The sequence below is a fragment of the Microvirga sp. P4_A5 genome (assembly GCF_056402495.1).
Map to the genome: position 1 here is coordinate 62,743 of NZ_JBFUHH010000008.1, position 20,504 is coordinate 83,246.

24 protein-coding genes are annotated in these 20,504 nt (G+C 65.4%); 14 read left to right on the forward strand and 10 right to left on the reverse strand.

Translation table 11 applies throughout. From position 1 onward, the window contains the following. Window positions 1-91: 91 nt before the first annotated feature. The 5 genes from AC1DVM_RS04595 to AC1DVM_RS04615 form a co-directional block, all read right to left on the reverse strand. Window positions 92-484, reverse strand: coding sequence for a hypothetical protein (locus AC1DVM_RS04595; protein ID WP_477252412.1), 393 nt, complete (start codon window positions 482-484; stop codon window positions 92-94). 74 nt (window positions 485-558) lie between these two features. Then, entirely contained in the window at window positions 559-1,149 is a 591-nt protein-coding gene (locus AC1DVM_RS04600; protein WP_477252413.1) for a histidine phosphatase family protein, read from the reverse strand. Window positions 1,150-1,151: 2 nt separating this feature from the next. Next, window positions 1,152-1,976 carry an enoyl-ACP reductase FabI gene (gene fabI, locus AC1DVM_RS04605; protein ID WP_477252415.1) on the reverse strand — a complete coding sequence of 275 codons (825 nt, stop codon included), beginning with the start codon at window positions 1,974-1,976 and terminating at the stop codon, window positions 1,152-1,154. A 123-nt stretch (window positions 1,977-2,099) separates the two neighbouring features. Then, the gene (locus tag AC1DVM_RS04610; RefSeq protein WP_477252416.1) at window positions 2,100-3,038 is read right to left on the reverse strand and encodes a DnaJ C-terminal domain-containing protein; all 939 of its coding nucleotides are present in this window, start codon (window positions 3,036-3,038) and stop codon (window positions 2,100-2,102) included. A gap of 129 nt (window positions 3,039-3,167) precedes the next feature. After that, window positions 3,168-3,644 (reverse strand): RT0821/Lpp0805 family surface protein, encoded by a 477-nt coding sequence (locus AC1DVM_RS04615; protein ID WP_477252418.1) that lies wholly within the window; start codon window positions 3,642-3,644, stop codon window positions 3,168-3,170. Window positions 3,645-3,693: 49 nt separating this feature from the next. Between AC1DVM_RS04615 and pdxH the strand changes: the two genes are divergently transcribed. From pdxH to AC1DVM_RS04640, 5 genes are all read left to right on the forward strand, one after another. Next, complete coding sequence (gene pdxH / locus AC1DVM_RS04620; RefSeq protein ID WP_477252420.1) at window positions 3,694-4,302, forward strand: pyridoxamine 5'-phosphate oxidase; 609 nt, start codon at window positions 3,694-3,696, stop codon at window positions 4,300-4,302. Between the two features lie 69 nt (window positions 4,303-4,371). Further along, window positions 4,372-5,127 carry an SDR family NAD(P)-dependent oxidoreductase gene (locus AC1DVM_RS04625; RefSeq protein WP_477252422.1) on the forward strand — a complete coding sequence of 252 codons (756 nt, stop codon included), beginning with the start codon at window positions 4,372-4,374 and terminating at the stop codon, window positions 5,125-5,127. Window positions 5,128-5,136: 9 nt separating this feature from the next. After that, complete coding sequence (locus AC1DVM_RS04630) at window positions 5,137-5,580, forward strand: NUDIX hydrolase (RefSeq protein ID WP_477252424.1); 444 nt, start codon at window positions 5,137-5,139, stop codon at window positions 5,578-5,580. Continuing rightward, the gene (locus tag AC1DVM_RS04635) at window positions 5,577-6,137 is read left to right on the forward strand and encodes a TIGR02301 family protein (RefSeq protein WP_477252425.1); all 561 of its coding nucleotides are present in this window, start codon (window positions 5,577-5,579) and stop codon (window positions 6,135-6,137) included. Before AC1DVM_RS04630 ends, AC1DVM_RS04635 begins: the two co-directional genes overlap by 4 nt. A 133-nt stretch (window positions 6,138-6,270) precedes the next feature. Beyond that, window positions 6,271-6,528 (forward strand): hypothetical protein, encoded by a 258-nt coding sequence (locus tag AC1DVM_RS04640; protein ID WP_477252427.1) that lies wholly within the window; start codon window positions 6,271-6,273, stop codon window positions 6,526-6,528. A gap of 149 nt (window positions 6,529-6,677) precedes the next feature. Here AC1DVM_RS04640 and AC1DVM_RS04645 read toward each other — a convergent pair whose 3' ends face one another. Beyond that, the gene (locus AC1DVM_RS04645; RefSeq protein ID WP_477252428.1) at window positions 6,678-8,012 is read right to left on the reverse strand and encodes a dihydroorotase; all 1,335 of its coding nucleotides are present in this window, start codon (window positions 8,010-8,012) and stop codon (window positions 6,678-6,680) included. Between the two features lie 165 nt (window positions 8,013-8,177). Between AC1DVM_RS04645 and ygfZ the strand changes: the two genes are divergently transcribed. From ygfZ to AC1DVM_RS04690, 9 genes are all read left to right on the forward strand, one after another. Then, complete coding sequence (ygfZ, locus tag AC1DVM_RS04650; RefSeq protein ID WP_477252430.1) at window positions 8,178-9,062, forward strand: CAF17-like 4Fe-4S cluster assembly/insertion protein YgfZ; 885 nt, start codon at window positions 8,178-8,180, stop codon at window positions 9,060-9,062. A 101-nt stretch (window positions 9,063-9,163) separates the two neighbouring features. Then, window positions 9,164-9,805, forward strand: coding sequence for an FMN-binding negative transcriptional regulator (locus tag AC1DVM_RS04655; protein WP_477252431.1), 642 nt, complete (start codon window positions 9,164-9,166; stop codon window positions 9,803-9,805). Window positions 9,806-9,866: 61 nt separating this feature from the next. Continuing rightward, a complete protein-coding gene (locus AC1DVM_RS04660) occupies window positions 9,867-10,475 on the forward strand; it encodes a DNA-3-methyladenine glycosylase I (protein WP_477252433.1) in 609 nt (202 codons plus the stop codon). Further along, complete coding sequence (locus AC1DVM_RS04665; protein WP_477252435.1) at window positions 10,475-11,074, forward strand: YfbR-like 5'-deoxynucleotidase; 600 nt, start codon at window positions 10,475-10,477, stop codon at window positions 11,072-11,074. The genes AC1DVM_RS04660 and AC1DVM_RS04665 overlap by 1 nt, the downstream gene beginning before the upstream one ends. 49 nt (window positions 11,075-11,123) lie before the next feature. Next, window positions 11,124-11,642 (forward strand): tyrosine phosphatase family protein, encoded by a 519-nt coding sequence (locus AC1DVM_RS04670; RefSeq protein WP_477252437.1) that lies wholly within the window; start codon window positions 11,124-11,126, stop codon window positions 11,640-11,642. Between the two features lie 145 nt (window positions 11,643-11,787). Then, window positions 11,788-12,036 (forward strand): exodeoxyribonuclease VII small subunit, encoded by a 249-nt coding sequence (locus AC1DVM_RS04675; RefSeq protein WP_477252438.1) that lies wholly within the window; start codon window positions 11,788-11,790, stop codon window positions 12,034-12,036. A gap of 73 nt (window positions 12,037-12,109) precedes the next feature. Beyond that, the gene (gene dxs, locus AC1DVM_RS04680) at window positions 12,110-14,020 is read left to right on the forward strand and encodes a 1-deoxy-D-xylulose-5-phosphate synthase (RefSeq protein WP_477252439.1); all 1,911 of its coding nucleotides are present in this window, start codon (window positions 12,110-12,112) and stop codon (window positions 14,018-14,020) included. Window positions 14,021-14,051: 31 nt separating this feature from the next. Next, window positions 14,052-14,780 carry a TlyA family RNA methyltransferase gene (locus AC1DVM_RS04685; RefSeq protein WP_477252440.1) on the forward strand — a complete coding sequence of 243 codons (729 nt, stop codon included), beginning with the start codon at window positions 14,052-14,054 and terminating at the stop codon, window positions 14,778-14,780. Continuing rightward, window positions 14,773-16,023, forward strand: coding sequence for a class I SAM-dependent RNA methyltransferase (locus AC1DVM_RS04690; protein ID WP_477252441.1), 1,251 nt, complete (start codon window positions 14,773-14,775; stop codon window positions 16,021-16,023). Before AC1DVM_RS04685 ends, AC1DVM_RS04690 begins: the two co-directional genes overlap by 8 nt. A gap of 7 nt (window positions 16,024-16,030) precedes the next feature. Here the strand turns inward: AC1DVM_RS04690 and AC1DVM_RS04695 are convergent, their stop codons facing one another. The 4 genes from AC1DVM_RS04695 to AC1DVM_RS04710 are packed head-to-tail and all read right to left on the reverse strand — an operon-like array spanning window position 16,031 to window position 20,444. After that, window positions 16,031-16,771 carry an SOS response-associated peptidase gene (locus tag AC1DVM_RS04695; protein ID WP_477252443.1) on the reverse strand — a complete coding sequence of 247 codons (741 nt, stop codon included), beginning with the start codon at window positions 16,769-16,771 and terminating at the stop codon, window positions 16,031-16,033. 3 nt (window positions 16,772-16,774) lie between these two features. Next, window positions 16,775-17,770, reverse strand: a complete 996-nt coding sequence (locus AC1DVM_RS04700) for a magnesium transporter CorA family protein (RefSeq protein WP_477252445.1) — start codon at window positions 17,768-17,770, stop codon at window positions 16,775-16,777. A 39-nt stretch (window positions 17,771-17,809) separates the two neighbouring features. Further along, window positions 17,810-18,661, reverse strand: coding sequence for an SDR family oxidoreductase (locus tag AC1DVM_RS04705; RefSeq protein ID WP_477252447.1), 852 nt, complete (start codon window positions 18,659-18,661; stop codon window positions 17,810-17,812). Between the two features lie 4 nt (window positions 18,662-18,665). Further along, window positions 18,666-20,444, reverse strand: coding sequence for an acyl-CoA dehydrogenase (locus AC1DVM_RS04710; RefSeq protein ID WP_477252449.1), 1,779 nt, complete (start codon window positions 20,442-20,444; stop codon window positions 18,666-18,668). Between the last annotated feature and the right edge of the window lie 60 nt (window positions 20,445-20,504).

A 20,504-nucleotide genomic window follows, 5' to 3' on the forward strand; every position in this document is an offset into this window, starting at 1 on the left:
CCTCGTGCGCGTGTTTACGAACCGACGCCCGGAAGGTCAAACTCTCTCGACAGGCCTTAGCGTGAGGCGCGGCCCGTCGGCCGCCGGCCCGCTATTCGACGCGGAGGCGGTAGGTGTAGGTCCGCAGCGTTTCGGGCCCGCTATCGGTGGATTGCCAGGGCACGTCGAGGGAAACCTCGTCCATGCCCTTGAAGCCCTTCTTGGGCGTATAGATGTAGGCCAGCCCCTTCACCTTTCGGCCGGGGCAGCGGCTTTCTTTGCCGAGAGTCCCCTCATGCGGGATCACCTCGATGCTGCCGTTGCTCGGCGCCTGCCGGACTCTCACCGCCGGGATGGCCGAGGAATAGCAGGTATCCACCTCGTAGCCGAGGAACCCGCCGATAGCCGAGCGGGTATTGGCCTTGACCGTCCGATCCATGGTCTCGGCCACGGGCGACCCGGCCCACAACACCAATCCCGCCAAGAGAAGTCCCGCACGCCGCATGATCGCGTCCCTATCGCAATGTTATTGCATAAAGAAACACGAAAAGGCGTTTACTTCAATGACCCGGCGAGACCTTATTCCCAGCGGTGGCGGCGACCTTCGATGACCAGGACCCTGCCCTGCCAGATGTCGATGCTCGCCGCGTGGCGGGTCGAGACGCCGCAGGCGACCGCCAGAAAGGCCCGCGCGACGCCACCATGGGCCACCAGAACCGTCTCCCGGGTGAGATCGTCGAGAATCGGACGCACCCGGTCCGCCAGCATGGCGTAGCTCTCGCCCCCGCCGGGGGGCGCATAGTTCCATTTGTCCCGTTCGCGCAAAGCCGCCAGTTGCGGCTCCGACTTGCGGACTTCCTTCCACGTCAGGCCTTCCCAGGAGCCGAAGGTCAGCTCGACGAGGCGATCGTCGAGACGATAATGGTTGGGATAGAGCCCGATCGCCTCCCGCAGACGCTCCATGGTCTCGCGGGTCCGCAGCATGGGGCTCGCGACATAGTCGAGGTCCTCGAAAAGCGGCACCAGATTGCGCAGCCGGCGCCCCGCCTCCTCGGCCTGCACGCGGCCGAGATCGTTCAGCGGGATATCCTTTTGGCCCTGGAGCCGGCCCTCGAGATTCCAGTCGGTCTCGCCATGGCGGATGAAATAGATCGTTGGATGGTCGGGCACGATCAATCTTTGTCGAGGGACAGGTCCGGGGCTTCCGGATTCTTCATGCCGACCACGTGATAGCCCGCATCCACGTGGAGAATTTCACCCGTCATGCCGCGCGACATGTCGGAAATCAGATAGGCGGCGGTCTCGCCGACCTCCTCGGTGGTCACGGTCCGGCGAAGCGGGGAATTGTACTCGTTCCACTTCAGAATGTAGCGGAAATCGCCGATGCCCGAGGCCGCCAGCGTCTTGATGGGACCGGCCGAAATGGCGTTGACCCGGATGTTCTGCGGTCCGAGATCGGCCGCCAAGTAGCGAACCGAGGCCTCCAGCGCAGCCTTGGCGACGCCCATCACGTTGTAATGCGGCATCCATTTTTCGGCGCCGTAATAGGTCAGCGTCAGGAGCGACCCGCCCTTGCTCATCAACTTCTCGGCCCGCTGTGCGATGGCCGTGAAGGAATAGCAGGAGATCAGGAGCGATTTGGTGAAGTTGCCCTCGGATGTTTCCACATACCGGCCGGTCAGCTCGTCCTTGTCGGAAAACGCGATGCAATGGACGACGAAATCGAGGGAGCCCCAGAGCTTCTCCACCTCGGCGAAGACCGCATCGATGCTCTCGGGATCGGTGACGTCGCAATGGCCGACGACGGCCGCGTCCAATTCCTTCGCGAGAGGCTCCACGCGCTTCTTGAGCGCATCGCCCTGATAGGTGAAGGCGAGCTCGGCGCCGTGGTTGCGCGCCGCCTGTGCGATGCCCCAGGCGATCGACCGGTTGTTCGCAACCCCCATGATCAAGCCGCGCTTTCCGGCCAAAATGCCGGGCGCCGTTGTCTGCGCCATGTCTTACCCTAACTCGTCGCTGGTCGGATCTGAAAGATGGCTTGTTTAGCCGACCCGGTCGTCAGGGGGAAGGCCTTCGCGGTCCGGGCGGGACCGAAACGCCGATTTAGGCGTGGAGCGTTCCTAATCGGCCTCGGCGGCGCGCCGCTTGCGGGCATATTCCATCAGCGACTCGTCGACGACGCCGGGCAGCCTGATCTCGGTGGTGGCCAGGATATCGCCGTGGCCGCTCTTTCCCGGCAGGCCCTTGCCGCGCAGCCGGAAGGTGCGGCCGGAATCGGTCATCGGCGGGATGGCCATCGACACCGCCCCCGTCAGGGTCGGGATCCGCACCTTTCCGCCAAGGACCGCTTCCTCGATGCTGATCGGCAGCTTGAGGCGGAGATCGAGCCCATCCGGCGTGAACCGCTCGTGGGGCGCGAGTTTGATCGTCAGCAGGGCATCGCCCGGATCGGCGTGAGGCGCGCCCTGGCCGAGCCCCCGCAGGCGGATCACCTGCCCGTCGGCCACGCCTTTGGGGATCACCACATCCACATCCCTGCCGGTCGGGAGCTTGAGCCGCTTCTTGGCCTCGCTCGCCACATCCTCCAGCGTCACCGTCAGCACGGCCTCGACGTCGTCGCCCTTTTGCTGCTTGGGCCGGGCTCTTCGCTGACCCTCGCCACCCGGTCGGAACGCATCGCTGAAGAATTGCGCAAAGATGTCCTCGGACGGGTCGGGACCCCGCGCCCGACGCCCTCCGAAGGGACTTCCCCCCGCATTGAAGCTGAAATCCGAGAAATCCTGCGGGCGCGCGCCGCCGCGACCGCCGCCGAACCCTTCGAAACCCTGAAAGCGGGGCTTTCCCTCGGCGTCGATCTCGCCGCGATCGAATTGCGCCCGCTTCTCCTTGTTGCCGACGACCTCATAGGCCGAGTTCAACTCGGCGAACTTGTCCTGCGCCTTCGGATCGTCCTTGTTGCGGTCGGGATGGTGGACCTTGGCGAGCTTGCGATAGGCTTTCTTGATCTCCGCCTCAGTCGCGGTACGCGGCACGCCGAGGATTTGATAGGGATCACGCATCGTCTCATCCATTCGCCATCGCAATACGGCGGAGGCGCATGACTACGCACCCCCGCCCACACGTCCATATGGGAAAAGTGTTGCTGCGTTGCAACGCCGGACCCCTGACACTCTGCTGGCGAAACCGGGCTATGTCTTGGCGGTGGTCTTGCCGGGTTTGACGTCCTTGATGGCCCATTCGCCGCCGGACGGCCGGCAGGCGCTGCCCTGGAGAAAGGCCGAGGCCGGACCGCTCAGGGAAGCCGAGAAATCGCGGCAGACCTCGTCGTTCTTGACATAAGGAGCACCGGTCGGCGTGAACTGGCCCTTCATGGAGGTTTGCGGATTGTCCCAGGAGACGAGCGTTCCCGGCCCCTGGGGATCGAGAGCGACGCCCAGGGCCGCCTTGGCCCGCCGCCAATCCTCCTCATTGAGTTCCGGCGAGAGGGGTGGTGGAGCTTTCGGCGTGATGGAGCCGGTTACCTCGGGCTCGTCGTCCGCAAGGCCGACCACCGATGAGGAAAAACTGCAGCCCGCCACCGACAGGGCGAGGGCCGCGGCAGCCGCCATTTTCACCGCTTCGCTCGCAAAGAGGTTTCGTCTATAACGGCGCGCATTGGGCTTCATGGCGCGTCGAGCTCCGGGAAACGAATAAGTCACAGATCAGGATAAAGCCTTGAATGCGTTAACAACCGGTGACTTCACCGAGGCCGACGAGCCCTGGGCTCTCTTCCGCGGCTGGATGGACGAAGCGAGAGCCTCCGAAATCAACGATCCCAACGCCATGGCGCTGGCGACGGTCGATTCCGACGGTCTGCCGGATGTGCGGATGGTGCTTCTGAACGGCGTCGACGAGCGGGGCTTCGTCTTCTACACCAACACCGAATCGAACAAGGGCCGCGAATTGCTCGGCCAGCCGAAAGCCGCCATCGTGCTGCACTGGAAAAGCCTCCGGCGGCAGGTCCGGGCGCGCGGTCCGGTGGTCCGGGTCAGCGACGCCGAGGCGGATGCGTATTTCCAGAGCCGCCCCCGCGAAAGCCGGATCGGCGCGTGGGCGAGCCAGCAATCGCGCCCGCTGGAAAGCCGTTTCGCACTGGAAAAGGCGGTGGCGGTCAACGCCGCCAGATATGCCATCGGCGACGTGCCGCGGCCGCCCTACTGGACGGGCTTTCGCATCGCGCCGGTGTCGATCGAGTTCTGGCAGGACAAACCCTTCCGGCTGCACGACCGCGTGGTGTTCACCCGCGAGGGCGACGGCTGGCGGAAAGTCCGTCTCTACCCATAATCCTCAAGCCCTCCTCGTGTGCGAGGACAGGGGCCAACTGGGCCACCCGCCCTCAATGTCAGGTTCACCATGACGTCCTCTTCCAATACGCCCCGACGCATCATGCTGCTGACCGGCGCCAGCCGCGGCATCGGCCACGCGACCGTCAAGCGCTTCTCGGCCGCGGGATGGCGTGTCATCACCTGCTCGCGCCACGCATTCCCCGAGAATTGCCCGTGGGAGATGGGACCGGAGGATCACCTGCAGGTCGATCTGGCCGACGCGGCCGATACCCGCCGCGCCATCGCCGACGTGAAGGAGCGCCTCGCCGTCGAAGGCGGCGTACTGCACGCGCTCGTCAACAATGCGGGCATCTCCCCCAAGGGCTCCGGCGGATCGCGACTCGCCGCGCTCGATACGGCCTACGAGGATTGGCTGCACGTGTTCCACGTCAATTTCTTCGCCTCGATCATGCTGGCGCGCGGTCTCGTCGACGAATTGACGGCCGCGAAGGGCTCCATCGTCAACGTCACGTCGATCGCGGGCTCGCGCGTGCATCCCTTCGCGGGCGCGGCCTACGCCACATCGAAGGCGGCCCTGGCCTCGCTCACGCGCGAGATGGCGGCCGATTTCGGGCCGCTCGGCGTGCGCGTCAACGCCATCTCGCCCGGCGAGATCGACACCGCGATCCTTTCTCCCGGCACCGAGAAGATCGTCGAGCAACTCCCCCTGCGCCGCTTGGGAACGCCCGACGAAGTGGCGAAAGCCATCTACTTCCTCTGCACCGACGCCTCGTCCTACGTCACCGGCGCGGAACTGCACATCAACGGTGGGCAGCACGTTTAAGGACACGCCATGAGCGGCGACCGCCTCTACCCCGCGCGTCCCTTCCTGGCGGCTTCCGTCGCGGTGTTTCGCGACGGCGAGGTCCTCGTGGCATCGCGCGGGAAGACGCCCTGGGAGGGTGTGTTTTCCCTGCCGGGCGGCCAGGTCGAGGTCGGCGAGACGCTCGAACAGGCGGCCTTGCGGGAACTCGCCGAAGAGGTCGGGGTTACCGCCACGCTGACGGGTCTCATCGCCCCCTTCGAAGTGATTGAACGGGAGGCGGATGGCCGTGTAAAGCATCACGTGGTCATCGCCGTCTTCGCAGCGCGGTGGTTGTCGGGAGAGCCTCGGACGGGGCCGGAAGCAAAGGAAATCCGTTGGATCACGGAGCCGGAGATCGAAAGCCTGCCGTCGACGCCGGGATTGGCCGGCATTCTCGAGCGGGCCTTCGCGCACGACCGAGGGCTCGCTTGAAACGGGTCGCCCTCGGTTTGTTGTCGCTCACATTGTCGGGCGTCGCCGAGCCGGTCCTGGCGCAGAATTTTTTCGAACGCCTGTTTGGACCCCCGCGCGACGCGCAGCCGCTGCCGCAGCCGCAACCCTTTCCGCGCCAGCAGCCGCAATTCCGCCCACCCCCGCAGAGGCGACCCTCGGCGGCACCGCCGTCCCAGCCGAAACAGTCGCCGCAAGGCGAGAAAGCCGAAGCTGCGCCACCGGTGGAGCCGCCGCCCGCGCCTTACGAAAAGGAATTGTTGCGGCTCGCAGAGATCGTCGGATCGCTCGCATTTTTGCGTCCCATGTGCTCGGCCGCCGACGGTCCTGAATGGAGTCGCCGGATGCAGGTGCTGATGGAAGCCGAAGGGACGACGCCCGGACGGCGGGAGCGACTCGCCGGCGCCTATAACAAAGGCTATCAGGCATTCGCATTGACCTATCGCGTCTGCACGCCATCCGCGCAGGAAGCCTCCTCACGTTACGTAAAAGAGGGTGAGCTTCTCGCTCGCAGCATCACCGGGCGCTACGGCGGCTGATTTATCCACATGCAATCTGGCCTGTCCCTCTCGCATTAACCTCTTTGCAAGGTGATGCTGGCACCGGGCTGGTGGGCCGACTAAGTTCGCTTCAACCGAACTCGCGCCCGCCCCTGCCAAAGGGGCCTTGATCATGAACGAAAACGACCTCCCCCTCAACGAACTCCAGGAACTGAGCGCCGTAAAGCAGGCCGCTTTGAGCTATGTGACCGAGGCATTCGCCGAGGCCGAGTTCGACGGGCTGGATGCGGATTGCATGGCGCAGGCAGCGCTTTTCGCCGCCTTCATGGAACTCGTCGCCACCTACGGCGAGGAAGCGGTGGCCGAATACGCCCAAGGCCTTCCCGACAAGATACGCAGCGGCGGTTTTTCGACCGCGCTGAAGCACTGAACGCGCGGCGGATCGACACGATCCGCGCCGCCTTCGCGCACGATGCCTCTCGCCTGTTTCGACCGGCGGGAAGCGCTTGATACGCATTTTTGGCGGCGTGGAATCTCGAACCAAGTGCAAGCAATCCTCAAGGATAGGCCGCACCGCGCTCAGCCCCCCAGCGTTTCCTCGAACCGCACCACCTCGCCTTGCGACGGTGTTTCCAGGACACCGTCCCACATCACCACGTTGCCGCGCACGATGGTGCCGACCGGCCAGCCGGTGACGGTCTTTCCGTCATAGGGAGTCCACGGGGATTTCGACGCGATCCAGTCGTTGGAGATCGTCATGACGCGCTGCAGGTCGACGATGGTGAAGTCGCCATCGTAACCAACCGCGATGCGGCCTTTTCGGGCGATGCCGAAGAGGCGCTTCGGGCCGGCGCTGGTCATGTCGACGAAGCGTTCGAGCGTCAGGCGAGACGCGTTCACATGGTCGAGCATGATCGGCACCAGCGTCTGGACGCCGGTCATGCCCGACGGCGTATTCGGATAGGTCGCGGATTTTTCTTCCAGCGTGTGCGGCGCATGATCCGAGCCGAGGATATCGGCGATGCCTTCGTCGAGACCTTCCCACACCGCTTGCCGATGAGCCTCGTCGCGCACGGGCGGATTCATCTGGATCAACGTGCCGAGGCGTTCGTAATCCGCAGGACCCGCCAAAGTCAGATGATGCGGCGTGACCTCGACCGTCGCCACGTCCTTGTAGTCTTTCAGCAGCGCCATTTCCTGCGCGGTCGTCACGTGCAGGACGTGAATGCGCGCACCCGTGTCGCGCGCGATGCGCAACAGGCGCTGGGTGCATGACAGCGCGACTTCCGCCGAGCGCCAGACGGGATGCGACCGCGGATCGCCTTCGACGCGGAGGTGCTTGCGGTCGCGCAGCATCTGCTCGTCTTCCGAATGGAAGGCGGCGCGGCGGCGCGTGCGGCGAAGGATTTCGGCGATCCCCTCGYCATCCTCGATGAGGAGCGAGCCGGTCGAGGAGCCCATGAACACCTTGATGCCGGCAGCGCCGGGCAGGCGTTCGAGCATTGCCACATCGGCGGCGTTCTCGCGCGTTCCACCCACCCAGAACGCGAAATCGCAATGCATCCGATGATGTCCGCGCCGAACCTTGTCGGCGAGCGAGTCCGCCGAAGTGGTCTGCGGGTTGGTGTTGGGCATCTCGAAGACGGTGGTGACGCCGCCCAGGACGGCGGCGCGCGAGCCGGTTTCCAGATCTTCCTTGTGGTCGAGCCCGGGCTCGCGGAAGTGCACCTGCGTGTCGATCACGCCCGGCAGGATGTGCAGGCCGCGGCAATCGACGATTCGCGCGGCGTTCGCCTGGGAGAGATCGCCGATCGTGGCGATCCGGCCATTCCGCACGCCCACGTCGCGCTCGGCGCGGCCATCGTGATTCACCACGGTGCCGCCCTTGAGGATGAGGTCGAAGGTCTGGGTCATGGCGATCTATCCCTTGAGGCTTGAGCCATCCGCGCCTATGTGGCTTCTAGAGCAAGAGGCCGAACGGTGTGAAGCGGTTTCCGGCCGACGAAATGTTCCGAATGCCCGGCCCATACGGGTCCGGGCCGATCACGAGCCGAATACAAAAGCCAACCGGAGCCGGACATGCCATCAGCGCACTTGGTCGATCGTGGCGTCGTAAGGGTCTCGGGCCTGGACGCCAAGGCTTTTCTCGACAATCTCGTCACCTGCGACGTCGACAAGGTGACGCCGGAGGCCGCGCGGCTCGGCGCCTTGCTCACCCCCCAGGGCAAGATCCTTTTCGATTTCATCCTGTTCGAGGCCCCGGCCGACATGGACGGCGGATATTACCTCGATGTCCTGACCGTTCATGCGGCGGACCTCGTCAAACGCCTCGGATTCTACAAGCTGCGCGCCAAGGTGGCGATCGAGAACCTCTCCGGCTCCCTCGCGGTCATTGCCGGCTGGGACAGCCCGAAACCGGCGGACGAAACCGGCCTCGTATCCACCGATCCGCGCCTTGCGGCACTGGGCTGGCGGGCGATCGTGGCGGCGGATGATGTGCCCGAATTCGCGACCGACACCGCCACCGCCTATCACGCCCGCCGGATCGGCCTCGGCGTTCCGGAAGGCGGGCGCGATTTCCTGTTCGGCGATTCCTTCCCGCATGAGGCCCTCATGGACCAGCTCCACGGGGTGGATTTCGACAAGGGCTGCTATGTGGGCCAAGAGGTCGTCTCCCGCATGGAGCATCGGGGCACCGCCCGCACGCGGATCGTTCCGGCGACCTACGAGGGCGGCTTCGCGGCCGATATCGGGGTCGAGATCCTGGCGGGCGAAAAGCTCCTCGGAAAAACTGGAACCGGCGCCGACGGGCGCGGCCTCGTGATGATCCGGCTCGATCGCGCCGCCGACGCCATCGCTGCCGGTCAGATCATCCGCGCGGGCGGCATCCCCATCACGCTGGAAAAGCCCGCCTTCGCCACCTTCGCGTTTCCGGACGCGCGGGGAACGCTCTCGGCCAGTTGAGGCGATCCATCGACCCAATTGATGGGCCGGGTGAGCGATTGTCATTGGTCGGACACGCAGGCTCTCAGCTAGGGTGAAGCTGCAATCCGTTTGAAAGAATCATGTACCAGCCGCCGCATTTTCGGGAAGACCGCCTCGACATCCAGCACCAGCTCATCCGCGCCCATCCGCTCGGGCTGCTGGTGACCGTTGACGGCAAAGGCCTCACGGCCAATCCCATCCCCTTCTCGCTCGATGCCGCCGGATCGCCCCACGGGACGTTGCGGGCCCATCTGTCGCGCGCGAACCCGCAATGGCAGGATTTCGATGCGGGTCACGAAGCGCTGGTAATCTTTCAGGGCGTCGAGACCTACATCACGCCTTCCTGGTACGAAACCAAGCGCCAGACCGGCAAGGTCGTGCCGACATGGAATTACGCGATCGTTCAGGCCTATGGGCCGCTGGTGATCCGGGACGACCCGGACTGGGTCCGGGCGCAGATCAACGAACTGACCTTCCGCCACGAGGCCGGGCGGTCCGCTCCCTGGGCGGTGGAGGATGCACCCGCCGCCTTCATCGCGGCCCAGCTCAAGGGCATCGTCGGCATCGAGATCCCCATCAGCCGGATCGAGGGCAAGTGGAAGGTGAGCCAGAACAGGCCGGAGGCGGATCGCCAGGGCGTGGCGGAGGGCTTGCGTGCTGCCCCCGAGGAGGCATCGCAGCAGATGGCCGATCTCGTCGAAAGGCTGGGCCCAAAGCCCTGAGGCTCCGCGCATGCCGCTTGGCCATCTTCACCTGTGACGCGGTTCCGGCTACACCATCGCCATGACCGATGGCCTGATCCTGCATCCCGACAACAAGACCCGCTGCTGGTGGCCCGGCACGGACCCGTTCTACGTGGCCTATCACGACACCGAATGGGGCGTGCCCGAATTCGATGACCGCGCGCTGTTCGAGAAGCTGATTCTCGACGGCTTCCAGGCCGGGTTGTCGTGGATCACCATTCTGCGCAAGCGCGAGAATTTCAGGAAAGCCTTCGCGGGCTTCGATCCGGCGGTGATCGCGCGGTTCGACGATGCGCAGGTGGAGGCCTTGATGCTGGATGCGGGCATCGTCCGCAACCGGTCGAAGATCATCGGCACGATCGCGGGCGCCCGCGCCTGGCTGGCGATCCAGGAACGCGGCGGCTTCTCGAATTATCTGTGGGATCATCTCGACGGACGACCGCTCCAGAACAACCTTCGGACCCGCGCCGACGTGCAGCCGGAAACCGACGTCTCGCGCCGCATCTCCAAGGCGTTGAAGGCCGAAGGGTTCAACTTCGTCGGCCCGACCATCGTCTATGCGTTCATGCAGGCGGTGGGCATGGTCAACGATCACCTCACCGGGTGCTTCCGTCACGCCGAATGCGCGGCCATCGCCGAGAAGCTCTGATGGCCAAGGAACCGCGGGTCTGGCAGCGGATGCTCTCGGGGCGTCGACTCGACTTGCTCAACCCCTCTCCCCTCGACGTGGAATTGGACGACATCGCGCACGGGCTGGCGCGGGTGGCGCGGTGGAACGGGCAGACCGTCGGCTCGCATATTTTTTCGGTCGCGCAGCACAGCCTGCTGGTGGAAGCGATCGCGCATCACATGGACCCCCGGATGTCGCGCGAGTGGCGGCTGGCGGTGCTCCTGCACGATGCCCCCGAATATGTGATCGGCGACATCATCTCGCCCTTCAAGGCGGTGATCGGGGACGCCTACAAAGCCATCGAGGAGCGGCTGCTTTCCGCCATCCACCTGCATTTCGGATTGCCGGCCCTGCCCTCCCCGGCACTGAAGCGGTTCATCAAGCGCGCCGACCGGCAGGCGGCCTTTCTGGAGGCGACAAGGCTCGCCGGTTTCGGGCGCGAGGAAGCGACGAAGATTTTCGGGCGGCCCGAGGCGCTGTCGGGGGAGATCCCTTCCCTTCTCGATCCCTGGGCGGTGTCCCATGCCCAGCACCAATATCGCGAACGTGTCGCAGCCCTCACGGCCGCGCCTCCCTGAAGCCGCCACGGCCGGGGGGTATGATGCCCCAGATCCAAGAGAGCTTGCCATGCCGACCCTCCACGTCTGCTCCCTCGCCCGCCTGCATGAGACCGTGGTGGAGACCCGCGCCAGCCACGTGGTGACGCTGATCAGCAGCGGTTCGGTGGTCGAGCGCCCCTCATCCATCCAGGCCGACCGGCACCTGTTTCTCACGGTGAGCGACATCGTCGAGCCGCTGGAGGGGCACATCCTTCCGGCCGAGGAGCATCTTCGAACGCTGCTCTCCTTCGTGCGCGCGTGGGATCGTGCGAATCCCCTGGTGTTCCATTGCTGGGCCGGGGTCAGCCGGTCCACGGCGGCCGCTTACATCTCGGCCTGCAGCCTTGCCCCGGACAGGGACGAGGCCGAGATCGCCAAGGCCCTGCGCCTTGCCTCGCCGACCGCCACGCCCAATGCGCGATTCGTCGCGCTGGCCGACGAAATGCTGGGGCGCGGCGGGCGCATGGTGTCGGCCGTGCAGGCGATCGGCCGCGGCGCCGAATGCATGGAGGGCACGCCCTTCATGTTGAAAATCAATCGGGAGTGAGAGGGGGCGCATCCGGGCCGCGCAGTCGGCCCATTGCGGTTTATCGACCTTCCCGGTTCTCATCCGGCCGCGCCTCCGCTATCACAGGGCTTCCTGCGCGGCCGCCGAGCGTGTCGCGCGCGCCCCCTTAGTCGAACGGACCCGCATGACCGACGCATCTCCCCTGACCGAACTCCCTTTCGAGAAGGCCCTGGCCGAGCTCGAGGACATCGTGCGGCGATTGGAGCGCGGCGACGTCCCGCTGGAGGATTCCATCGCCATCTATGAGCGCGGCGAGGCCCTGAAGAAGCATTGCGAAGCGCTGTTGAAGAAGGCCGAGGCCCGCATCGAGAAGATCAATCTCGGGCCGGACGGCAAAGCCGCCGGCGTCGCGCCGCTGGATGTGGACGGGTAATCGTCCGAGATCCCTTTCCGGAGGTTGCCCCTGGTCCCCGGATTGGCCCACGTCAAAATTTGAGCGAGAGTCGATGTCGTCCACACCCCTCCTCGACACCATCAAGGTCCCGGCCGATCTCCGCGCCCTGCCCGAGAACCGGTTGCGGCAGGTTGCCGACGAGTTGCGCTCGGAGACGATTTCGGCGGTCTCGGTGACGGGTGGACACCTCGGCGCGGGCTTGGGCGTCGTTGAGCTGACGGTGGCGCTCCATTACGTATTCGACACGCCCGCTGACCGCCTGATCTGGGATGTCGGCCACCAGGCCTATCCCCACAAGATCCTCACCGGACGGCGCTCCCGCATCCGCACCTTGCGCCAGGCCGGCGGGCTGTCGGGTTTCACCAAGCGCTCGGAGAGCGAATACGACCCGTTCGGCGCCGCGCATTCGTCGACCTCGATTTCTGCCGGCCTTGGGATGGCGGTGGCGCGGGATCTCGACGGGCGCCGGAACAATGTGGTGGCGGTGATCGGCGACGGCGCCATGTCGGCCGGCATGGCCTATGAGGCCATGAACAACGCGGGCGCCATGCATTCGCGGCTGATCGTCATCCTCAACGACAACGACATGTCGATCGCGCCGCCGACCGGCGCAATGTCGTCGTATCTGGCGCGGCTGGTTTCCGGCGGCGCCTATCGCGGCATGCGCGAAACGGCAAAGCAGCTCGCAAGGAAACTGCCCAAGTTCCTGTATGAAAAACCCGCCCGCGCCGAGGAATACGCGCGCGGGTTCTGGACCGGCGGCACGCTGTTCGAGGAACTGGGCTTCTATTATGTCGGGCCCATCGACGGCCACAATCTCGAACACCTCTTGCCGATCCTGAAGAACRTGCGCGATTCCGGGACCGGCCCGATCCTCGTCCACGTCGTCACCCAGAAAGGCAAGGGCTACGCGCCCGCCGAGGCGGCTGCCGACAAATATCACGGCGTGGTGGCGTTCGATGTCGTCACCGGAACGCAGGCGAAGGCGAAGGCCAACGCACCGGCCTACACGAGGGTATTCGGCGAAAGCCTCATCAGGGAAGCGGCGAAGGACGACAAGATCGTCGCCGTGACGGCAGCCATGCCGACGGGCACGGGCATCGACCTTTTCGGCCGGGAATTCCCCACGCGCACCTTCGACGCGGGCATCGCCGAGCAGCATGCGGTCACGTTCGCGGCCGGGCTGGCGAGCGAGGGCTACAAGCCGTTCTGCGCGATCTACTCGACCTTCCTGCAGCGCGGCTACGATCAGGTCGTGCATGATGTGGCGTTGCAGAACCTGCCCGTTCGATTTGCCCTCGACCGCGCCGGCCTCGTGGGCGCGGACGGCGCGACCCATGCGGGTTCGTTCGATATCGCTTATCTCGGCTGCCTGCCCAACATGGTGGTGATGGCGGCCGCCGACGAAGCCGAACTGGTGCATATGGTGGCGACCGCCGCGGCCCATGACGATGGCCCCATCGCCTTCCGTTATCCGCGCGGCGAAGGCATCGGGGTCGAGATGCCGGAACACGGCGTGCCGCTTGCCATCGGCAAAGGCCGCATCCTGCGACAGGGCAGTCGTATCGCGATCCTGAGCCTGGGGACACGGCTGTCCGAAGCGCTGAAGGCCGCCGAGGACCTGGAGGCGCGGGGGCTTTCCACGACAGTCGCCGATGCGCGCTTCGCCAAGCCGCTCGACGAGGACATGATCCTGAAACTCGCGCGCGATCATGAGGTGCTGATCACGGTCGAGGAAGGCTCGGTCGGCGGCTTCGGCTCCTACGTGCTCCACCTCCTGACCGACCGCGGAGCACTCGACCGAGGCAGCCTGAAGATGCGCTCGCTCGTCCTTCCGGACGTCTATCTCGATCACGACAAGCCCGATCGCATGTATGCGACCGCCGGGCTCGATGCGGCCGGAATCGTCGCGAAGGTCTTCGAGGCGCTCGGACACGAGGCGCCCCGGCAGGCGCTTGCGTGACGATGAACCCGCGCCCGCGATCGGGGATCGCATGACCCGCAAACGGGCCGACGTGACGCTCGTCGAGCGCGGGCTTTTCGAGAGCCGGGCGCGCGCGCAGGAGGCGATTGCCGCCGGGCTGGTCATCGTGGACGGCACTCCCGTTCGCAAAGCCTCCGAAATGATCGGGGCTCAATCCGTCATCGCCGCGGAACCGCCCCATCCGTATGTCTCGCGCGGCGGCGTGAAGCTGGCTGCCGCCCTCGATGCTTTCAACTTTGACCCGAAGGGCTGCGTCTGCGTCGATCTCGGGGCCTCGACCGGGGGATTCACCGAGGTTTTGCTGCTGCGCGGCGCAACGCGCGTTTACGCCGTCGATGTCGGTCGCAGTCAGCTTCACCCCAAGGTCGGGGCGGATACGCGGGTCACGAGCCTCGAGAGCACGGATGCGCGAAGGCTCGATGCGTCGCTGATTCCGGAGCCGGTGGATTTGCTCGTCGCCGACGTGAGCTTCATTTCACTCAAGCTCGTTCTGCCGGCGGCCATGGCGCTGCTGAAGCCGGGGGCGGCCGTCGCGCTTCTGGTCAAGCCGCAATTCGAGGCGGGGCGCGATCGGGTGAAAAAGGGTATCGTTCGCGATGAGGCCGTGCATCGTGCCGTCTGCGAGGATATGACAGCCTTCATCGTCTCGCTCGGCCTCTCGCCGGTGGGGCTGGTGCCGTCCCCCATCGAGGGTGGTGACGGCAATCGTGAATTCTTGTTGGGAGCCCGCCTTGGCTGAACACGTGACGATCACCCGCCTCGGCGCGAAGGCGGACGGGATCGCCGAGACGGCTTCGGGTCCGCTCTTCGTCCCCTTCGCCCTGCCCGGCGAAACGGTCACCATCGAACGGGATGGCGCGCGTGCGCAACTCGTCAGCGTCGACACGCCCTCCCCGGAGCGCGCGACGCCGTTCTGTCCCTATTTCGGAGAATGCGGCGGCTGCGCGACGCAGCACATGCGGCACGATTTCTATCGCGCCTGGAAGCAGGATGCCCTGGCACATACCTTGCGCCAGGCCCATCTCGACACGCCGCTCGAACCCATGATCGACGCCCATGGCGAAGGCCGTCGCCGGCTGACGCTGCATGTGCGCTTCCCCGAGCGGGAAATGCATGTGGGTTACATGGCGGCGCGCAGCCATCATGTGGTGGATATCGATTATTGCCCGATCGCGGTGCCGGCGCTGCAAAAGCAGGCGCCAGTCGTGGCGCGGGCCATCGGGCGTCAACTCGGTGCAGGGCGCAAGCCTCTCGACGTGCAGGTGACGGAGGTGGAGACCGGACTGGATGTGGATGTGCGCGGCCACGGGCCGCTCAACGCCAAGGACCGCCAGCGCATGATCGCCCTCGCGGCCGATCTCGATCTGGCGCGGCTGTCGATCCACGGGGAGATCCTGGTCGAGCGGCGGCCGCCGGCCCTCACCGTCGGGCGCTCCTCGGTGGTTCTGCCGGCGGGGTCATTCCTGCAGGCGACGCGTCTCGGCGAGGAGAGCATGGCGTCGATCGTGCTCGATACCTGCAAGTCGGCGAAGCGCGTGGCGGATCTGTTTTCCGGTTGCGGCCCGTTCGCCCTGCGGTTGGCCGAACGCGCCGCGGTTCATGCGGTCGAAACCGACCAGGCCGCCATCACGGCGCTGGAGCGCGCGGCGCGCGCGACGCCGAACCTTCGCGCAGTGACCACGGAGGTTCGCGACCTCTTCCGCCGGCCCTTGCTGACGCTGGAACTGAACACGTTCGATGCCATCGTGATGGACCCGCCACGCGCCGGCGCGGAGGCGCAGGCGCAGCAGATCGCGGCCTCGAAAGTGCCGCTCGTCGTCAGCGTCTCGTGCGACGCCGGCACATTCGCGCGCGACACCGCCATCCTGCAAGGAGCGGGCTTCCGGCTGGAGCGGGTCCATCCCGTCGATCAGTTCAGGTTCTCGCCGCATGTGGAGATCGTCGGCATTCTGCGACGCGACGTGGCGAAGAAACGGCGCTGATTTGAGATTAGAAAAGCCGACCTTGCGCGTCATCCTCGAAACGCTGCTTCGTCCTGGGCGGTTTCGGTAGAGCGCGTTCGGGGGCGGCCAAGGCCTCGATCAGCGTGGCGTCGTCGTTCTCGACCTTGTTCACGCGCCGGCTGACCGGCACCATCTCGAGCCAATCCTCCGGACACGGACGTACCAGCCGCATGGCGTCGTCGGTGTTTTCGTTCGTCGGATCGAGCCACCTCGCCACATCCTCGCGCGACAAGATCACCGGCATGCGGTCATGGATGGGCGCAAGGACGCCGTTGGCAATCGTGGTGACGATGGCGGCCGTGTCGATCTCGCCGCCGCTCGCGTCGCTGTAGGTTTCCCAGAGCCCCGCCATCGGCAGCAATTCACGGTCGCGCCGCCGGATGAGATAGGGCGTTTTCTCACCGCCCTGCCGCTGCCATTCGTAGAACCCATCCGCCAGAAAAATGCACCGACGCCGCTTGAAGGCCGCCTTGAAGGCGGGCTTCGTGGCCAACGTCTCGCCGCGCGCATTGACGAGGAGCGGGAACGCCTTCGGGTCCTTGACCCATTCGGGTAGAAAACCCCAGCGTACGAGCTGGAAATGGCGTCCGCTCCGATCCGCCACGACGATCGGCACGGGCTGCGTGGGCGCCACGTTGAACCGGGCGGGGAAATTCGGCCGCTCCGAATAATCGTAGAAGTCCCGAAAAACATCGGGTGACTGGGTGATCGTGATCCGGCCGCACATGCGCTAAAGCCAGCGCTTCCAGCGGAAGATCACATAGGGCAGCACCGCTGCGAGGATCATCAACAGGATGGCGAACGGATACCCGAGATCCCACTGAAGCTCGGGCATCAGCCGAAAGTTCATACCGTACATGGATGCGATGAGGGTCGGCGGGAGAAAGATCACCGACATCACCGAGAACAGCTTGATGATATCGTTCTGCTCGATGGTCACGAGACCGAGCGTGGCATCGAGAAGAAACTGCACCTTGCTCGACAGGAAGGTCGCATGCTCCTCGATGGATTGCACGTCGCGCAAAGCGGTGCGCCACTCCGCCTGAAAGCCGTGCGTCCGTTGCGGGCGCGGCATCGCGGCCGAGAGGAACAACAGCATCCGCTCCACCGACACCATGCTCTCGCGCACGTTCGAGATCACGTCCCCTTTTCGCCCGATGGACCGCAGGGCCGCGCGAAACACTTGCGTCTGGCGCGCGCGTTTGCGTTCCGTCTCGAAGATCTCGCGCGACACGTAGTCGATCCGCTTGCCGACGCTTGCAAGAATTTCCGCGGCGCGATCGATGATGGTCTCGATCAAACCATCCAGCACGGCCTGCGGCTGATGACGGCATCCGCCCGGCTTGACGACCCGCGTCATGAACATCGTGAAGGAGCGTGGCTCGCCGTAGCGGACCGTGACCAAAGCCTTGTCGGTGAGGATGAACGACACGTCGAGAAGCTGGGGTGTCTCCGTGTCCGAGCTGCACAGGACGCGGGCCGTCATGTAGAGCGCGTTGTTTTCGCGGTAGAGAATTTCCGACGGTTCGATATCGGCCATTTCCTCCCGGGTCGGAATCTCGACGCCGAGATGCGACTCGACCAGATCGTCCTCCTCGCGCGTCGGCGAGATCAGGTCGATCCAGAGTGCGTCCTGTGGGATTTTATCGCCGTGCTTGAGAATGCGGCGGTCGAGCGACTCGCCTGCCGCCCCCGCATCGGCGGCGCCCGTGTGTATCACGATCATAGAATTATCTGCCCTCTGGCCCTGAGCGTCATCGAACGGTCATGATGTTTGCGTGGGCGGAATGCTGTCATCGGGAACGAAAAAATCGGGCATCAGGGGCACCGACGGATCGACCCGATATTTCCCGAAATCGGTGACGCCCTCGCCGCTCAGGAAGGTGTCGTCGATGAGAAAGCGTCCGGTGAATTCCCGCGCGGGTTTCTGAAAGATCGCATGGGCCGCGTCGGCGAGGATTTCCGGCGTGCGGCTCGCCTGCACGATGCGGTCCCCGCCGAGCAGATTGCGGATGGCGCTGGTGGCGATGGTGGTGCGCGGCCAGAGCGCGTTGACGGCAATGCCGCGTTCCCGCAATTCGCCCGCAAGGCCCAGGACGCAAAGGCTCATGCCGTATTTCGCCAGCGAATACGCGACATGCGGCGCAAACCACTTCTCCTTCATGTCGAGGGGCGGCGACAACATGAGGATGTGCGGGTTGGTTGATTTTTCCAGATGCGGAATGGCGTATTTGGACACCATGAACGTTCCGCGCGTGTTGATGTCGTGCATCAGGTCGAACCGCTTCATGTCGGTCTCGGGCGTACGCGTCAGGCTGATGGCGCTGGCATTGTTCACCACGATGTCGAGGCCGCCGAACGCTTCGACGCTCCGGTCAATGGCATTCTTCACGGCCTCTTCGTCGCGCACGTCGACGAGCAGCGGCAAAGCCTTGCCACCCGCCGCCTCGATCTCGGCCGCCGCCGTATAGATCGTGCCAGGGAGCTTCGGGTGCGGCTCCGCGGTTTTCGCCGCGATGACGACGTTGGCACCGTCGCGCGCCGCCCGCAGCCCGATCGCGAGACCGATGCCGCGCGAGGCGCCGGTGATGAAAAGCGTTTTGCCACGAAGGGTCATGATGTCAGCTCGCGAGCGCCAGTTTCGCATCGTCCAGGAAGCCGGCGCCGCTCATGACGCTGTCCTCCAGGCCCTTCGCGCCGACCGCGATGTTCTCGGCAAAAAATCGGCAAAGGGCAATCCGTCCCGCATGGGCGTGATCCGTCTCGCCGGCGGCGATGAAGCCCGCGGCCGCGAGCGCCATGTCGGCCAGCGCGGCACCGCCCTGTGCCAGCGCGAAGAGACGCAGATACGGCGTCGCGCCCGCAAGCGCCTGCGCCGGTTGGTTGCCGGAGACGGCATTGAGGCAAAAGCTCGTGGCGCGATCGAGACTCTCGATCGCCTCGCGCAGACGGGACGCGGTGTGGCCAAAAGCGGGGTTTGTGTCGCGGCTCACCCGGGTGACGGTGGCGCGCATGGCGGCGATCTGCGCCCGCACTCTCGCGCCGTCCGACAGGGGCAGCTTGCGCATCACCAGATCGATCGCCTGGATTCCGTTCGTGCCCTCATAGATCGGCGCGATGCGCGCATCGCGCAGATGCTGCGCGGCGCCTGTTTCTTCCACATAGCCCATGCCCCCATGGACCTGCACGCCAAGCGATGCGACCTCGACGCCGATATCGGTCGAAAACGCCTTCGCGACGGGCGTCAGCAGCGAGGCCCGCTCATGCGCCGTGCGGCGCGCCGTCTCATCGGAGTCGCGATGCGCCCGGTCGAGACCTTCGGCCGTCATATAGCAGATCGCGCGGGCGGCTGCGGTCAGCGCCTTCATGGTGAGAAGATTGCGCTGCACGTCCGGATGCTCGATGATCGGGCTCATGCCCTCCGCCGAACCCGGCGCGCGCCCTTGCCGGCGCTCGCCGGCGTAATGGAGCGCTTGCTGGTAGGCCCGCTCGGCAATCGCCACACCCTGGAGGCCCACCGCGAGGCGCGCATTGTTCATCATCGTGAACATGCAGGCCAGACCGCGGTTCTCTTCTCCCACAAGCCACCCCACGGCGCCGTCATGATCGCCGAAGATCATCGTACAGGTGGGGGAGGCATGGATGCCGAGCTTGTGCTCGATGCTGTGACACCGCACGTCGTTGCGCGTGCCGTCGCTCAGGAATTTCGGCACGAGGAACAGCGATATGCCGCGCGTTCCCGCAGGTGCATCCGGCAGTCGGGCCAGGACCAGATGGATGATGTTGTCGGTGAGATCATGCTCGCCGTAGGTGATGAAGATCTTCTGTCCCTTGATGCGGTAGGTGCCGTCATCCGCCCGCTCCGCGCGGGATCGGATGGCCGCGAGATCGGAGCCCGCCTGCGGCTCGGTCAGGTTCATGGTCGCGGTCCACTCGCCCGAGACCAGCTTCTCGAGGTAGCGCGCGCGCAACTCGTCCGTGCCGTGGGCGATCAGCGCCTCGATCGCCCCCATGGTCAGCACCGGCCCGATGCCGAAGGCCATAGAGGCCGAGTTCCACATCTCGACGCAGGCGGAATTCAGCAAGGTCGGGAGGCCCTGGCCGCCGAAATCGACCGGTCCCGGGAGGGCGTTCCAGCCCGCCCCGGTCCACGCCGAATAGGCGTCCTTCCAGCCGGGCGCGGTTGTCACCGCGCCGTCTTTCAACGTCACGCCGGCCTGATCGCCGACGCGGTTCAACGGCGCGATCACGTCGTTGGCGAAGCGGCCGGCCTCTTCCAGGATGGTCGTGGCCAGATCCGCCGTCAGGTCCTCATAGAGCCCATTGGCCAGAGCGCGGTCGAACCCTGCCGCGTGGCGCATGGTGAAAACGATGTCGGCGACCGGGGCGCGATAAACCATCGGGATTCCTTTAACTGAGGCATTTGCTGTTGACGCGCGTCGCCGCGCGGATAAACCCGC

Bases quoted from the DNA above. Each gene is read 5' to 3' on its own strand.
- AC1DVM_RS04625 (WP_477252422.1), top strand. From the start codon at position 4,372: ATGACGTCCTCTTCCAATACGCCCCGACGCATCATGCTGCTGACCGGC.
- AC1DVM_RS04705 (WP_477252447.1), bottom strand. From the start codon at position 18,661: ATGACCCTTCGTGGCAAAACGCTTTTCATCACCGGCGCCTCGCGCGGC.
- AC1DVM_RS04710 (WP_477252449.1), bottom strand. From the start codon at position 20,444: ATGGTTTATCGCGCCCCGGTCGCCGACATCGTTTTCACCATGCGCCAC.
- AC1DVM_RS04595 (WP_477252412.1), bottom strand. From the start codon at position 484: ATGCGGCGTGCGGGACTTCTCTTGGCGGGATTGGTGTTGTGGGCCGGG.
- AC1DVM_RS04660 (WP_477252433.1), top strand. From the start codon at position 9,867: ATGACCGATGGCCTGATCCTGCATCCCGACAACAAGACCCGCTGCTGG.
- AC1DVM_RS04640 (WP_477252427.1), top strand. From the start codon at position 6,271: ATGAACGAAAACGACCTCCCCCTCAACGAACTCCAGGAACTGAGCGCC.
- AC1DVM_RS04630 (WP_477252424.1), top strand. From the start codon at position 5,137: ATGAGCGGCGACCGCCTCTACCCCGCGCGTCCCTTCCTGGCGGCTTCC.
- AC1DVM_RS04685 (WP_477252440.1), top strand. From the start codon at position 14,052: ATGACCCGCAAACGGGCCGACGTGACGCTCGTCGAGCGCGGGCTTTTC.
- AC1DVM_RS04700 (WP_477252445.1), bottom strand. From the start codon at position 17,770: ATGATCGTGATACACACGGGCGCCGCCGATGCGGGGGCGGCAGGCGAG.
- AC1DVM_RS04655 (WP_477252431.1), top strand. From the start codon at position 9,164: ATGTACCAGCCGCCGCATTTTCGGGAAGACCGCCTCGACATCCAGCAC.
- AC1DVM_RS04675 (WP_477252438.1), top strand. From the start codon at position 11,788: ATGACCGACGCATCTCCCCTGACCGAACTCCCTTTCGAGAAGGCCCTG.
- AC1DVM_RS04670 (WP_477252437.1), top strand. From the start codon at position 11,124: ATGCCGACCCTCCACGTCTGCTCCCTCGCCCGCCTGCATGAGACCGTG.
- AC1DVM_RS04610 (WP_477252416.1), bottom strand. From the start codon at position 3,038: ATGCGTGATCCCTATCAAATCCTCGGCGTGCCGCGTACCGCGACTGAG.
- fabI (WP_477252415.1), bottom strand. From the start codon at position 1,976: ATGGCGCAGACAACGGCGCCCGGCATTTTGGCCGGAAAGCGCGGCTTG.
- AC1DVM_RS04695 (WP_477252443.1), bottom strand. From the start codon at position 16,771: ATGTGCGGCCGGATCACGATCACCCAGTCACCCGATGTTTTTCGGGAC.
- AC1DVM_RS04615 (WP_477252418.1), bottom strand. From the start codon at position 3,644: ATGAAGCCCAATGCGCGCCGTTATAGACGAAACCTCTTTGCGAGCGAA.
- ygfZ (WP_477252430.1), top strand. From the start codon at position 8,178: ATGCCATCAGCGCACTTGGTCGATCGTGGCGTCGTAAGGGTCTCGGGC.
- AC1DVM_RS04665 (WP_477252435.1), top strand. From the start codon at position 10,475: ATGGCCAAGGAACCGCGGGTCTGGCAGCGGATGCTCTCGGGGCGTCGA.